General features: G+C 27.3%; 15 protein-coding genes. All 15 read left to right on the top strand.

All coding sequences use genetic code 11. The annotated features are described in order from the left end of the window. Window positions 1-78: 78 nt before the first annotated feature. Complete coding sequence (locus tag BLT70_RS07155) at window positions 79-1,290, top strand: alpha/beta hydrolase-fold protein (protein ID WP_091893019.1); 1,212 nt, start codon at window positions 79-81, stop codon at window positions 1,288-1,290. A gap of 169 nt (window positions 1,291-1,459) precedes the next feature. Beyond that, window positions 1,460-2,230: a hypothetical protein gene (locus BLT70_RS07150; protein WP_091893018.1), complete on the top strand. Its 771-nt coding sequence runs from the start codon at window positions 1,460-1,462 to the stop codon at window positions 2,228-2,230. A gap of 181 nt (window positions 2,231-2,411) precedes the next feature. Then, window positions 2,412-3,662: a GNAT family N-acetyltransferase gene (locus tag BLT70_RS07145; RefSeq protein WP_157691849.1), complete on the top strand. Its 1,251-nt coding sequence runs from the start codon at window positions 2,412-2,414 to the stop codon at window positions 3,660-3,662. Window positions 3,663-3,779: 117 nt separating this feature from the next. Then, a complete protein-coding gene (locus BLT70_RS07140) occupies window positions 3,780-4,304 on the top strand; it encodes a GNAT family N-acetyltransferase (protein ID WP_091893014.1) in 525 nt (174 codons plus the stop codon). A 244-nt stretch (window positions 4,305-4,548) separates the two neighbouring features. Then, complete coding sequence (locus tag BLT70_RS07135) at window positions 4,549-5,499, top strand: SDR family oxidoreductase (protein ID WP_091893012.1); 951 nt, start codon at window positions 4,549-4,551, stop codon at window positions 5,497-5,499. A 9-nt stretch (window positions 5,500-5,508) separates the two neighbouring features. Then, a complete protein-coding gene (locus BLT70_RS07130; RefSeq protein WP_091893010.1) occupies window positions 5,509-6,420 on the top strand; it encodes an AraC family transcriptional regulator in 912 nt (303 codons plus the stop codon). Between the two features lie 3 nt (window positions 6,421-6,423). Then, window positions 6,424-6,957, top strand: a complete 534-nt coding sequence (locus BLT70_RS07125) for a hypothetical protein (protein ID WP_091893008.1) — start codon at window positions 6,424-6,426, stop codon at window positions 6,955-6,957. A 456-nt stretch (window positions 6,958-7,413) separates the two neighbouring features. After that, window positions 7,414-7,965 (top strand): Crp/Fnr family transcriptional regulator, encoded by a 552-nt coding sequence (locus BLT70_RS07115; RefSeq protein ID WP_091893006.1) that lies wholly within the window; start codon window positions 7,414-7,416, stop codon window positions 7,963-7,965. 142 nt (window positions 7,966-8,107) lie between these two features. Beyond that, a complete protein-coding gene (locus BLT70_RS07110) occupies window positions 8,108-8,728 on the top strand; it encodes a hypothetical protein (RefSeq protein ID WP_091893004.1) in 621 nt (206 codons plus the stop codon). A 1-nt stretch (window position 8,729) separates the two neighbouring features. Then, window positions 8,730-9,575, top strand: a complete 846-nt coding sequence (locus BLT70_RS07105; protein WP_157691847.1) for an endonuclease/exonuclease/phosphatase family protein — start codon at window positions 8,730-8,732, stop codon at window positions 9,573-9,575. A 6-nt stretch (window positions 9,576-9,581) separates the two neighbouring features. Beyond that, window positions 9,582-10,265: a hypothetical protein gene (locus tag BLT70_RS07100; RefSeq protein ID WP_091893001.1), complete on the top strand. Its 684-nt coding sequence runs from the start codon at window positions 9,582-9,584 to the stop codon at window positions 10,263-10,265. A 389-nt stretch (window positions 10,266-10,654) separates the two neighbouring features. Then, on the top strand, window positions 10,655-11,296 hold the full coding sequence (locus BLT70_RS07095; RefSeq protein ID WP_091892999.1) for a papain-like cysteine protease family protein: 642 nt from the start codon (window positions 10,655-10,657) through the stop codon (window positions 11,294-11,296). Between the two features lie 180 nt (window positions 11,297-11,476). Continuing rightward, a complete protein-coding gene (locus BLT70_RS07090; RefSeq protein ID WP_091892997.1) occupies window positions 11,477-12,157 on the top strand; it encodes a 2'-5' RNA ligase family protein in 681 nt (226 codons plus the stop codon). A gap of 244 nt (window positions 12,158-12,401) precedes the next feature. Beyond that, the gene (locus BLT70_RS07085) at window positions 12,402-13,415 is read left to right on the top strand and encodes an alpha/beta fold hydrolase (RefSeq protein ID WP_157691846.1); all 1,014 of its coding nucleotides are present in this window, start codon (window positions 12,402-12,404) and stop codon (window positions 13,413-13,415) included. Window positions 13,416-13,735: 320 nt separating this feature from the next. Continuing rightward, window positions 13,736-15,070 (top strand): carboxypeptidase-like regulatory domain-containing protein, encoded by a 1,335-nt coding sequence (locus BLT70_RS07080; protein ID WP_091892993.1) that lies wholly within the window; start codon window positions 13,736-13,738, stop codon window positions 15,068-15,070. Window positions 15,071-15,369: the final 299 nt, after the last annotated feature.

Below are 15,369 nucleotides of genomic sequence, written 5' to 3'. Positions count from 1 at the left end.
TTAGTGTTTAAAAATCCTCCAATATTCTTGTACTAGGTCGTTCGTTGTAAATAATTTGAAGAAAATAAAAAAAAATAAATGAAAACATATTGCATATTCTTTTTTTTAATAGTTGTCAAATATTCGGCATTAGCCCAAGAATATTCCTCTTACAAACAACCATTTCAATTAAATTTATATTCTGAAACATTAAACGATTCTGTAAGTCTGGAAATAACCTTGCCTAAAGGGATTAAGAATAATACAGACGCTGAATATCCAATTATTTATTTATTAGATAAGCAAAATCAAAATAACTATAAATACAATCTCAATACAATTGATTATTTAACCAGTTTACTATGGATGCCAGAAGCCATCGTTGTTGGCATTACTTTTCCTTGGAAAAAAAGAAACAAATGGACAAATCCAAATATTTCCGGTGGTAAAGCCGATGATTTTATAATCTTTTTAGAGAAAGAGTTAAATAATGAATTAAAAAAGAATTACTCTATCTCAAACTTTAATTTATTGATAGGACATTCTCGAACAGCTATTTTTTCTTCTTACGCTCTATCAAAAAGCCCAGATTTTTTCAACGGTGCAATAGCAAACAGTGTGTCTAATTTCGACTTTGGAGATAAACAGCAGCAAGCCCAATTTGAATTTTTCTTAAACAAGATTCCTTCGATTCCCCATAAATACTTTTACTATTTTTCGGTAGGAGAACAATCGTATGGAGATTTACATGAAACAGCTGTAGATACTTTAAATTCCTATTTAATTTCAAAAGATTTACCTAAAAACTTAGAATGGAGATATTACAAATATAAAGTAACACATAATCTTACACCAGGTTTAACTGCAAGTAGAGCACTAAGTGAAATTTTTAAAGATTATGGCAGAAGAATAGACATCTGTTTTAATCTTGCAAAAGCATCAAAAAATAAGGTACCATGGAATGGTTTTCAAGAATTATATTCATCTTTATCATCTGAACTGGGTTTTAAAATACTACCGTCTGAATTATTCTATAATAGCATTGCTTCCGAGTACTACAATGATTATGACAATATATATGGTACAAAGAAACTAAATTTCACACTGGAAGTTTTAGTTAAAGCAATAGAAAAATATCCTAAAGATTTTAGCTATTTCAGTTGGATAGGAGAAATCTATATGACTCAAAAAGATTATGAAAAAGGACTTCTGTTTCTTAATAAATCGATTGAGCTCATTAATAATGATAAATCTATCTCGAAATCTGACCGAATAAGTTACATTGAAGAAATTGAAGCGTTAAAAAATTAAAATAACTACTTACAACCAAAAACTGTTGACAAACATTATAACACCCCCTGAAATAATCCAAATATATTGCCGTTTTATTACAAAAACAATAGTAGATTTTAAAATGCTGTTTTTGGTTTAGTTATTGATAAATAAAATGCTTTTCTAAATTATGCCCTTTTTAAAAACAATGAAAACAATGAAAATTAAATATTTATTCAAAGTAGCTTTTTTATTGATTTTTACAATAACATTTAATAGCTGTTCAAGTGATGAAAAACCGATGAACCCCTTAGATGATAGAGTTTTTACTACGAATGATGATACTGATTTTTTTATTAACTTCGATGGTACAGTAAACCTTATCATTTCAGGAACTTTTCAAAATAATGCTAATTTTGGTAATGAAATAAATAGAGGTTTTGTTTATGGAACTTCTTCTACCCCTCTAGTTAGTGCTAATAATACATCTAATGTAAGCGGAAGTAGTTCAGCCGCAACTGGATATATTGAAGGCTTAACAAGCAATCAAACATATTATATTAGAGGATATTTTGAATATGATGATGGTACTTTTTTCTATGGGAATGAGATACAAGCTTCTACAAATATTGATGCAAGCGCAAATAGAGATTTAACTTTAGCTATAGAATCTGATGCCTTTTTAATTCAGACAAATTTCATAACTGTTACTTTAAACATCAATGATATTATGAAAGAAATACCTGTAGAATTTGGTGTTGAGTATAGTGTAAACAGTGATTTCACTAATAGCAGTACTAACGAAGTTGAAGGTTTTAATGGAGTTCACAATAAAGGTGTTATTTTAACTACAAGTTATTCAGTTGTAGCTGAACCTTTAACGTTTGGAACTCAATACTTTTTTAGACCTTACGCAAAATATGCAGATAATACAGTAACTAATGGTGGTATAAGTACAGCTTCTTTTACTACAAACTAAATGATATAAAAGGTTTGCTAACTTAAGCCATATATAATTTATTACTGACTTCTTGTCTGTTTTCGAAGATTCTCTCTAATTTTCTTGGTTTGTGTTTTATTTACTAAATTTAATGCTTGAAACCCGCAACAAAGCTTATACCAAAACGTTGTGGGCAATTAAAACAAACCACATCCAAGAAATGAAAATTTGCATTGCACAAACGAAATCTCAAAAAGGAAAAGCCAAAGAAAACATTCAGAATCACTTGCGAATAATTGAACTTGGAGTCAAATCAAATACTGATTTAATCATCTTTCCCGAATTATCAATTACTAATTACGAACCTAATTTAGCCAAAGAACTTACTACAGAAATAGAAAATAGTATTTTTAATCTATTTCAAGAACTTTCTAACAATAATGACGTAACAATTGGAATAGGAATGCCGACAAAAGCAAATGACGGAATAAAAATCAGTATGTTAATTTTTCAGCCAAACGAAAAGAGAGTTGTTTATTCCAAGCAAATGTTACATTCAGACGAATTACCATATTTTGTTTGTGGAAATGACCAAGTAATTCTAAATATTAAAGAAAAAAAAATTGCGATTGGAATTTGCTTTGAAACTCTACAAAGTGAACACTTTTTGAATGCTAATAAAGAAGGTGCAGATATTTACATTGCAAGTGTTGCAAAACCAAAAGGTGGAATTGAAAAGGCATATAAACACTTTCCAAAAATTGCCAGAGAATTTAGCACACCAATCTTAATGTCTAATTGTATTGGTAATTGCCACAACTTTATTAGCGTTGGTCAAAGTGCTGTATGGAACAAAAACGGAAAATTAATTGAACATCTTGATAGCGAAAATCAAGGAATTCTTATTTATGACACAGAGACTGAATTAGTAAAAATTGACCAATCGAAAATAGAAAAAGGACAACTTTTTGATTTAGAAAAAATATTTCAAATTTATCTAAATGGTAAAATCGATTTAGAAAATAATGGAATTTATCAATGGACAGATAATTATCCTTCAATCTCAATCATTGAGAATGATTTAAAAAAAGATGTTCTTTACACATTGAAAAGCAATGAAAAAATTATTGGAGCAATTAACATAAGCGAAGAACAAGAAACTGAGTATAAATTAATTAAATGGGAATTTAACAATTCAAAAGTATTAGTAATTCATAGACTTGTAATTGACCCAAAATATCAGAAAAAAGGATACGCACAAAAACTGATGGACTTTGCCGAAAATTTTGCGAAAGAAAATAATTATTCTTCAATAAGATTAGATGCTTATAGTCAAAATTTGGAGGTGATTGAATTCTACAAGAAAAGAAATTATTTTATACGTGGAAATGTCAATTTTCCAGAAAGAGAATACCCGTTTCATTGTATGGAAAAGGATATAATAACTGTCTACAATAACTTGTATAATTAATGGCAGGCTCTCGGATTTTCTATTCTGTTTTTATTTGCTAAATTAGTTGCTGAAACACACAACAGAGCTTATTTAACAATGCTACCTGTAAGCTTAAATAGACATTACCGAAAATAAATGGAAATTAGAAAAGTAAGCATTCAAGATATTGAAAATTTAAAAGAGATAGCAAAACGAACTTTTATAGAGACATATTCTTTAGTAAATAGCAAAGAAAATATGACAAATTATTTGGAAAACAAATTTTCTACAGAAGAGCTTAAGACAGAACTTAATGATATAAATTCTGAATTTTATTTTAGTGAATTTGAAGGAAAAATAATTGGATATTTAAAAGTAAATATAAGACAATCTCAATCTGTTATTAAGGATAAAAATGCACTCGAAATAGAGCGGATTTACGTGCTAAAAGAATTTTACGGAAAAAAAGTTGGACAAAACCTTTACAAAAAAGCTATTAAATTGGCGAAAGAGAAAAATGCGGAATTTGTTTGGTTATCTGTTTGGGAGAAAAATCCAAGAGCAATTCGATTTTATGAAAAAAATGGATTTGTGCCATTTGACAAACACATTTTTAAACTTGGAAATGACGAACAGTCTGACATATTGATGAAATTAGAGCTGAATAAAGAAAAGCAATAGCTACTAACACTGTATAAAATTAAATGCTGGTTTTAGCCTATTTACGAAAGTCTTCGCGGACTTTCTTGGTCTGTAATTATTTACTAAATTAGGTACTTAAACCACGTAACAAACCATATACAACACGTTATGTGTAATTATGACCAACCAAAAAGTATACAACATTCGAAAATCTGTATAAGGAAACAACACTACTTCTATCCGACCTTTGTCTTATTATTTTAACATTGATAAATAGACAAAAATGAATACAAATCAATTTGGCAAAAAAGGTTGGACACCAGACAGAATTGGAGATTTATGTGGTAAAACATTCGTCATTACAGGCACTACAAGTGGAACAGGTTTTGAAGCTGCAAAAATATTGCTATCAAAAGGAGCGAAAGTTGTAATGCTAAATAGAAACCAAAATAAAGCAGAAGACACAATCAAAACTTTAAAGCAAGAACTTGGAAATCAGATAGACGTTTTAGCTATAAAAATGGATTTGGCAGAACAAGCTTCTGTAAAAAAAGCAGCTGAAGAAGTTCTAAAAATAATTCCTCAAATTGATGCATTAATTTGCAATGCTGCAATTGCCCAAGTACCTAAACAAAAACTAACAACTGACGGTTGGGAAAGTCAAATGGGAACGAATTACTATGGGAATTTTACACTTCAAGCTTTACTATTCCCTCTCATTGAAAAATCTAAAGGACGAATTGTAACGGTAGGAAGTCTGGGATATGATATGGGAATTAAAACAATCAAATTTGATGATTTGAATTGGGATAAAGATTACACGCCTAATAATGCATATAGTCAAAGTAAACTGGCACAGATTATGACTATCTATGAACTACAGGATAGATTGAACAAAGCAGGCAAATCAGATGTTAAAGCATATGCTTGTCATCCTGGTTCTTCAAGAACAAACCTTATAAATACAAGTGGTAGTTTTATGATGAAATTCATCTTTAATCTAATGAAATTATCGCCATTAACACAATCGGCTGAAAAAGGTGCCTATCCGAAATTGATGTGTGCTACAGAATCAAATTTAGACCAGAGTTGTTTTTACGGACCTACAGGAAGAAGCAATTGGACTGGTCCTGTTGGAGCACATAAAATAGAACCACACGCCAAAGATAAAGTGGTTGCTAAAAAATTATGGGAACTTACAGAAAAAGAAACCGGTGTAAAATGGAATTTTTAAATTTGTAGTATGGAACATTTTAAAACATTAGCATCGTATTTGGATTATTTAAAACTACCGAGACCTGAACATCCTATGTTGAGTATTTTTAATTCAAATGGTGAAGGTTATCTACCTTGTCCGAGAGAAAGTTCGCCACCAATTACAAATGATTGCTATTCGATTAGTTTAAAAAAATATGTAGAAGGAGATTTAAACTATGGTAGAACAAAGTATGATTTTACCAATGGCGCTTTGATTTTCATTGCACCAAGGCAAATTCTACAATGGGATAATAGTGTAGTTTTTGAGCAGAAAGGGTTTTCAATAAACTTTCACGAAGATTTTATAAAAGGAACAGATTTAGCCCAACAAATTAAAAAATATGGTTTCTTTTCCTATTCAGTAAATGAAGCATTACATCTTTCGCCAAAAGAAGAAAAGCAAATAGAATCGATAGTTGCTAATATTGAAATTGAATATCAAAATAATCAAGATGTCTTCAGTAAAGAAATTATTATTTCTCAATTAAACACGTTGTTAAAATATGCAAATCGTTTCTATGAAAGGCAGTTTTTAAATAGAATAGAAATATCCAATAATTTGTTAGAGCAATTCAATAAGCATTTAACGGAATATTTTGAATCTGGACAATTGCAAGAAAAAGGTATTCCTAGTATAGAACACATCGCTGGTAAAATGTATATTTCACAACGTTACTTAAGTGACACTTTAAAAAAAGAAACAGGTAAAACTACAACCGAACATTTACACTTACACTTAATAGATGAGGCGAAAAATATACTATTACAACCAAATAAAAGTATTTCAGAAGTGGCTTACGAATTAGGATTTGAATATCCACCCTATTTTTCGAGACTATTCAAAAAGAAAGAAGGAATAAGTCCAACTGAATACAGAGAAAAATATAAACTAAATTAAACGATGGAACTATTAAAATTAGCGACAGAATGGGCAAAAGCCGAAGTCTTCTCAACACGTTTCTTCATACTCTTTGCAATTATATTTTTAATCGCAAGTATTGGGTTTTGTCAATTAGGAAAAACAGATTTAGCAAAGGCTTATATCATTCCAACATTAGTAGCAGGAATATTACTATTAATAATTGGTAGCGGACTTAACTACACAAACGTTCAAAGAGTTAAACAATTTGAAAAGGATTTTAATGGTGATGCATCTGCATTTTACCAATCCGAGATTGAACGTTCTGAAAGCACTTTAAAGGAATATAAAGTTGTATTTAAAGTAATTCCAATATTAATTATCATAGCCGCATTATTAATTCTGTTTGTTAACACACCAACTTGGAGAGCAATTAGTATTACAATTATTGCAATGCTAATAGTCATTTTATTAGTTGACGGAACTGCCCACTCAAGAATAGAAAGCTACCATAAAGAATTGAAATTAGTGGATATTGAAAATGAAATTAAAAATAACTACACACAACAACGTTAGCTCATTGGGCTATATTTATACACTCTTGAAATAGTGTTGATTAAAAATTAAACACATAATTATAGTCACTTATAAAAACTCAAAAACAAAACTGGCGAAAAAGTAACTTTAGAGCTTAAATTATTAGTCGTTGGCCAAATTCAAAATGGTCAGATCTCAACCAATTTCGCTTCTAAAAAATATGACATTCCTAGAACTACCATTGGCTATTGGATTAAAAAATATAGTACTATAGCTTAGACTTAAGAAAACCTTTAGAAGTAAATTTAAATCCGAATATCAAGTACAAATCATACCGAAAAAATAATGTAAATTTAACGGAACTAACAATTTAAAAACAAACCTAGTTCAAATTATTTTTTGGATTCTAAACGTCTAAAAAAATACTTTAAACGGTATTAATTAACCGAAAAAAAGGTCAACTTATATCTGTATAATACAAAAACATCATAGCTAATGACATTTAAAGAATATCTAATAAAAAAATACAACAAAGAAACATATGATTTATTTCTTGAGAATTTTGAAACTAAAAGATATTCAAAAGAACATATAATTACGAACTATGAAGAAGTTGAAAAATACTGCTACTTTATTGAAAAAGGCATTATAGAAGCAGAAATTTCAAATAATAAAAACGAATTTTTAATCGATATTTTATTTGAAGGAGAAATTTGTACATCATTTATCTCATTTTACAATGGTTTACCTTCAGATATTCTTTTAAGATGTACCTCAGATACTATTTTAACAAAAATCCCTTTACACTTTATAAAATCTAGTAAGAATCCTTTAATTATAAATTTTCTACAAAATGAATCTATGCGTTATACTATGAAGAGAATTCAAAGAGAGAAAGATTTTTTCATACTATCTACAAAAGAAAGGTATCTTAAAATTTTAAAAAACAATCAAGAACTTATTAATAGAATTCCATTGTATAAATTGGCTAAATACTTAAAAGTTTCTCCTGAACGATTAAGTAGGATTAGAAAAGAAATTTCTTGACCTTAAGTCAATAGAATTAATATTAAAGATTTTAATATTTGCAAATATTAAAAAAGACTTAATGTTAAAAAATATATTGACACCCATTACTACTCTACTTATAATCTTTTCTTGTAATACTGTTAAACAAAATTATAGTACTTTGAGTAAAAGTGAATTTTTAGTGATACACACTAAGAATGAAAATGATGGACAAACGATTACTTTAAGAAATAATCACAACAAAATTTATACAACAACAATATCAATTCCTAATAGAAATTGGGTTGAATTAAAAAAAGGAAATATAATTTCAATGGAAATTAAAGACTCCATAGAAATGAATCCAACTCTTTTAAATTCAAAAAACATTAAAATTATTTCAAAGAAATACTTGAAAGAAAATATTATAAGTTCTATTTCTACTACTAAAACTTCTTACAACTTAGGAGAAGTTATAGAACTTGAAATGGATACTAAGAATTTCGGGGAAGAAAAATTCACATTTTTACCTTGGAAAACTCCAATTGAAAATAGTTTTACAGGAGAGTTTATGGATATAATATATGATAGCAAAAAAATAGAATATAGTGGTATCATGGTAAAAAGAATGCCTCCAACAAAAAATGATTACATCACATTAAAACCAAATGAATCTATTTCAGGGAAAATAAACCTATTAGATGGTTATAAATTTAATAAAAAAGGAATTTATAGTATTCAATTTAATGGTGTTAATGATAAACTACCTGCATCAAACCTAATTTTAATTGAAATTAAATAATATGAAAACATTTTACTTTTTAATAACTATAATACTAATTTGTAGTTGTAAACCAATTGAAATTGAAGATTTTTCAGGTGATTCAGATATAACTGTAATGTCTTTCAATTTACGCTATGATGAACCTGCTGATGAAGAAAATCAATGGGAAAACAGAAAAGAATCTTGTTTAACAATGTTAAACGAAGTAAAACCAACAGTATTTGGTATTCAAGAAGGTTTACATAATCAAGTATCCTATTTAGATAATAACTTACAAAACTATAGTTATGTTGGAGTTGGAAGGGATGATGGCCATTCTGGAGGCGAATATGCTGCTATTTTTTATGATACAACAACAGTTGAACTTCTTAACAATGGAGATTTTTGGCTAAGTGAAACTCCTGAATACCCTTCATTAGGATGGGATGCAAACAATATAAGGATATGTACTTGGGGAAAATTTAGAGATATTGATAAAGATAAAGAATTTTATTTATTCAATACACATTTTGATCATAAAGGTAAAACTGCCCAAGGAGAATCAAGCAAGTTAATAGTTCAGAAAATTGAAGAAATTACAGAATCTGATTTACCTGTTTTTATTACTGGAGATTTTAATATGCTCATAGGTAATTCTCGTTTAGAACCAATTAGAAACAATTATTTTAGTGCTCAGCGATTTGCAGAACGAAGTGATGATAATAAATCTTACAATGCTTTTGGCTTAGGTATTATTAGTAGAAATATTGATTTTATATTTTATAATAGATCAAAAGCTGTTTCGTATAAAACCCTAGTAAAAAATTATGGGGTATCTTATATATCTGACCATTACCCAATTATTACTCATTTTAAATTTCAATAAATTAGTATGAAAAAATACATTCTTTTTACATTACTATTATTAGTTGCTTTTAACACAAATTCACAAAGTAAAAACGATTGGCCTCACATTCCTGGTTTTGATCCAACTTTACATACAACCTTAACCAATCGAAGTACTTTAATAGGTGTATTAGGATTGGCTGCTTTATCTTATAGTTTAGAAGAATTTGTTTTTAAAAATCACGAAAACATTAATTTCTATTCAGCTAGAGCAGGTATGAATAACGAATATGCTTTTGGGTTAAAAAATGTGTGGCATCAAAACATTGGTATTGAACATAGAGTTGCTAGTTGGTTTTCAGTATCAGCAGAATTCAATATTCAAGAATGGCAAGACAAAACACCATTAATTAATGGTAATCAAAAATTTGGTTTGGGTGTTGGTTTAATGACTTATTATCGTTGGTACTTATTTGGAAAGAAAAAAATAAGTCCATTTATTGAATACGGAACAGGAATTTTTACAGGATTTAAGAAATTTCCATACAATGGAACAAATTTTACATTTAACAATTCTACACTACTAGGTTTAGAATATACTTTAATAAACAATAGTAAAATAAGGTTGAGTTATGGTAATTTTAACCAAACTAATTACAATCTTTCAGGGTCAAATCCAGCTTATAATGGAAATGGTTTTAGTATAGGGTATTCACTTAAAATGAAATAAAACTTCCGCCAACAAATGCGTAACCAAAATTGTTTCTTTCTGCTAAATAGAATATTTATTAATTTTAAATCTGAAAAATTTCGATAACCAAAACACAACTTTGGTTACTCTAAATCGTTAGTATTAATTTATGAAAACCGAATTTCCTTTAAAATTTACAACTGAATATTAAACCTGTTTATCTAAACATGAACTAATTGAAAAACTAAATACTCGCTGATTTATTATTCGGTTTGTATTTATTAACTTTATTGTTTAAGCCAAATAATAAGCTACATAGCTACATATAAACACTTTGTGTGCTATTTGAACTCACTCAAAACTACCTACTATTAGGTATTGAATAATATTTATAATTTAATTAATATTAACTTCTTAAACTTTGAATTATGAAAAAAGTAACAGGAATTATTATCTTAATGTTTATTGGTATAAATTTAAATGCACAATCGTGTAAACAATACGGTAATAATTATTTCGGTTGCGGAGTTCCAACCAATGAATTTGAATATATGCGAGCAACTTCTGTTAATGGAGGTTCTCAAATGCAATCTAATTGGTGTTGGGCTGCTTGTATTCAAATGACATTAAATTATCATGGATTATATGTTTCACAAGTTGATGTTGTTAGAAAAATATATGGTTTTTCTAACTCAAACAGACCTGCTAACGAACGACAAATTTTAAATGCTTTGTCTGGTTGGGCTGCTGATAATAGAGGTAGATTTTCTTCAATAAATGCTTATGGAGGCTATACAAGTGTCCAAGAAATTATAAGCGGACTATCGAAAAAGTGGCCATTAATTGTGGGACTTTCAAATTCCAACGGAGGAATTGGACACGCATATGTTATGACAGGAATATATTATTCTAACAGGTATGATAATTTTGGAAATGTTATTGGTATAATACCAGACAAAGTAGTTTTAAGAGATCCTTGGCCTTTAAATGATTCAAGACAAGAAATGAGTTGGAATGAATTTCAAAGAAGAGCATTTATGGGAGTTAAGGTTTGGGTTAATCGAATGTAAAAAACTACCTACAACACCGCATATAATTTATTACTAGTTCTAACCTACTAAGAAAAATACTCTCGGGCTTTCTTTTCGTTTTTTATTTATTAAATTAGGTGCTTAAACACGCAACTACTCATAAACAAACACTTTTTAGGCTATATTATAAAAATAGCTGTCGTCATAAAAATTATATTAGTGAATCTTAAAGAACATTATAGTAAATTATATAAAGAATCAATAAAAAATATCTGTGTTGGAAAATACAGAATTGATAATTTAATTGACTCAAAGGGCGACAAAAGATTTGGAATTACTCTTCTTGTTAGACCGTCTAATGATGTAAAAGAAAAAATCGAAAAACTTATACTCGAATTAAAGAAAACTGAACCAAATCAATATTATTATCCTAATTCTGATATCCACATTACAGTTATGTCAATAATATCGTGTTATGATGGATTTAATATCGAAAACATTGAATTATCTAAATATATTGAATTAATCAAAAAATGTTTACCTACTAAAAAAAACATTGAAGTTAATTTTAAAGGTTTAACTGCATCAACTTCTTGTATAATGGTACAAGGATTTTTGAATAACAACTTATTAAATGAAATTAGAGATAATTTAAGATTTGAATTTAAAAAATCTGAATTGGAACAAAGTTTAGACAAAAGATATTCAATTGAAACAGCACACTCAACAATAGTTCGATTTAGAAATCAATTAAATAAAAAAGAGAGTTTTTTAAAAATAATTGAAGACTATGTTGACTTCGATTTTGGAACTTTTGAGATTACAAAAATTGAACTTGTTTATAACGATTGGTATCAAAGAAAAAAACTTGTAAAGAAATTATACGAATTCGAAATATAAAATTGTTGCCTAACGGCGTAGATAATTTATTGGTTTTAAGAGCCTACTTACAAAAATACTCGCGTTTTTTCTATATGGTTTTTATTTGCTAAATTACATTCTTAAAATACGCTACTAACCTTGTACAAACACATTGGAAGTAAGCTTGATAAAAATTATTATTAATGAAAAAATATTTTTAATAATAACAGTTTTGGTTTGTCTGCATAAAGAGAAACCTAGTACAGCCAAGTTGGCATCAAATATGAAGAAAATCCTGATAATTATATTACTATTCATTTCAGTACTGACTTTTTGCCAAGAAAAGTTTAATAATGAAAAAGAAATTGAGAATATTCAAAACTATAAAGTTGAGGAAATATCGAAAATAATCGATAATAATATTACAATTTCCGGAACTTTATTAACACCAAAATTTAAATTTGATAACGTTATTGTAATAATTTCTGGAACAGGAAAAATATCTCAAAAAGCACACAATTACTTGACTGAATATATGTTAAAAAATAATATTGGAGTTTTTAGATTTGATAAAAGAGGCGTAGGAAAATCGACTGGAGAATATAATGATCAAGCAAAAGTTTATACAAATGATTTTCTTGAAATATTTAGCGAACTTAAAAAATCACAAACTTTAGAAAACAAAAAAATTGGCTTTTTAGGTCATAGTTTAGGCGGTATTGTTTCCCTTAAAGTAATAGAAAAACAAATATTACCAAACTTTTTAATTCAATGGTCTGCACCGATAGGAAAACCGAGAGATTTACTCAAATATCAGATAAATAACGGAATCAGAAATTATGATAATTTAATAATTGGAAAAACAGCTAATGACAAAATAAAAACATTAGACTACATCTTTGATTTAATAGATAAAAATCCAAATAAAACAGCTTGGGAAATATGGAAAACAGCAAAGAAAGAATCAAAAAAACACGGAATTAATAAAAAATCATTCAGTAATTACCTTATGCCTCATAAATTAGAAGAAGCCAGAATAGATAATACAAAAACTTTAGAGAATATTAATTTTCCGACTTTAGTAATTATTGGAAAAGAAGATATTTTAGTTAACCCAAAACAGAGCAAAACAAAATTAGATGAAATTGGAAATTCAAATATTGAATTTAAAGAAATGGATAAATTAAATCACTTTATGACTAAAAAAGGAACTAACGAAAGAACAAATGAAATTTATAATGTAAATTTAAATTTTAAAGAGTATTTAGTGAATTGGATAAACAATCTGAAAAAATAAATATTACCAAAACCAAATATAAATAAAATCGTTACTCATAATTTCAAAGCATTTGTTACAACTCTATTTTTAATCTTATAAACGCTATACTAAATTACAATTAAAAAATATACTGGGTTACTTTAGGTAGAGATAGCTATATACTTTTAAAAATTACTTTTATAGCTTTTAAAAAGTGATTACATTGGTACAAAGTTTTAAATATTTTATTACATAATAAATATACACTGTTAAAAAGCATTGATATTACTTGTTTTTTGATGTTATAGTGTGTTTAAGTAATTATATAATGGGTTATATAAATTTGAATTAAAAAAACTATGAAGTTAACATTAATTTTATTTTTTTCTTTTTTAACAGCAGTTGGACAAAATGTAAAAGGTGTTGTTCTAGATAAAGAAAACCTAAAACCATTAAAGAATGTAAATATCTATTTAAATAAAGATAAAACAGGAACAGTGTCTAATGAAAAAGGAGAATTTAATTTAAAAATAATATCTAAAATAAATCCAATAGATTCAATAAGATTTTCAATTATTGGTTATGAACCTAAAAAATATACTTTATCAAAACTAAAAGAACTTAATAATATAGTTCATTTATCAAAAAAAACAGAAAATCTTAACGAAATTACAATAGTAAATAAGCGAAAACTAAAACGAACAATATCTTATAAAAAATTATCTCCTTTAAAAAACGGAGTTTACAATTTTGGTGCAACATTAGTTGATAATAAACTTTATATAATTGGTGGAGATGAAACTTATTTTGATGATAATGCAAGAAAAGCTTTAAGCGAATCTTCTTCTTTAGAAGAGTTTATTAAAAACACTAAATATAATTCCATTTGGGAAAATTACAGTGATAAATTACAAGTATATGATATAGAAAATGATACTTGGCAAATGTTAGAGTTAAAATTTAGAAAGCGTGCTTATCATAATATAGTATTCGTTAATAACTACATCTATATATTAGGAGGCAAAACACTTTCTACAAATAGAAAACGTGAATATTTAGATGACAAAATAGAAGTTTTAAACCTAGAAACAAAACAAATTATTTTAGATAACACTAATCCGCACCAAGCAGTTAATTTTACCGCATTTCCATATCAAGATAATATTATTGTTATGGGAGGTTCTATTAAACAAAATAGGAACGGACAAAAAACATATACAGACCAATCGCATATCTATAATACAACAAATGGTTATTGGTACAAATTACCAAAGATGACCAAACCAAAAGAAGTGAAAGGTATTATAATAAACAACAAAATATATCTTATTGGTGGGTTTAATAAAGTTCCTCTTTCCTTAATTGAATCGTATAATATTATTACAGGAAAATGGAATAATGAAGGGAATTTATTTTACGGAATAGAAAATCCTGCTTTAACCCATTATGGAAGTATTATATATATCTATAATGATAATAAAATAATTACTTATAATATAAACACTAAAATATTAAATGAATTTAGAATTGACTTAAATTTAAAAAATTCTGAAATTTATTATTATAAAGACAAACTTTATATATTAGGAGGTTTAATAGAAGAAGAATTTGAGAAATCTCCATCTTCAAAGTTATATTCAATCGATTTAAACGAGTTTACAAATACGAGAATTATAAATACTAAAAATAATTAAAAACTATTTCAATAGTAAATAAAAAAATAAAAACGTATTGTAACATTGTCTATAAATAATTACTATGAAATATAGATATATTCTAATTTTAATAACATTTATAAGTTGTAAAACAGAAATTAATAAAAAACAGTCACAGTCTAATAAAAATATACAAAATCAAACTATTTTTATTAATGGAATATCTAAATAATATAAAAGGACAAATTACTAAGGTTTCTAAAATTAGAATTATTAAAGCACCTCAAACTAGTTTTGATATTTAAAATCTACCATTTAAAGAACCGTTTTTGAACCAA

It is taken from the genome of Polaribacter sp. KT25b, from assembly GCF_900105145.1.
Classification (GTDB): Bacteria; Bacteroidota; Bacteroidia; order Flavobacteriales; family Flavobacteriaceae; genus Polaribacter.
The sequence above is the reverse complement of the archived record's forward strand: the minus strand, read 5'-3'. Positions and strand labels throughout refer to the sequence as shown.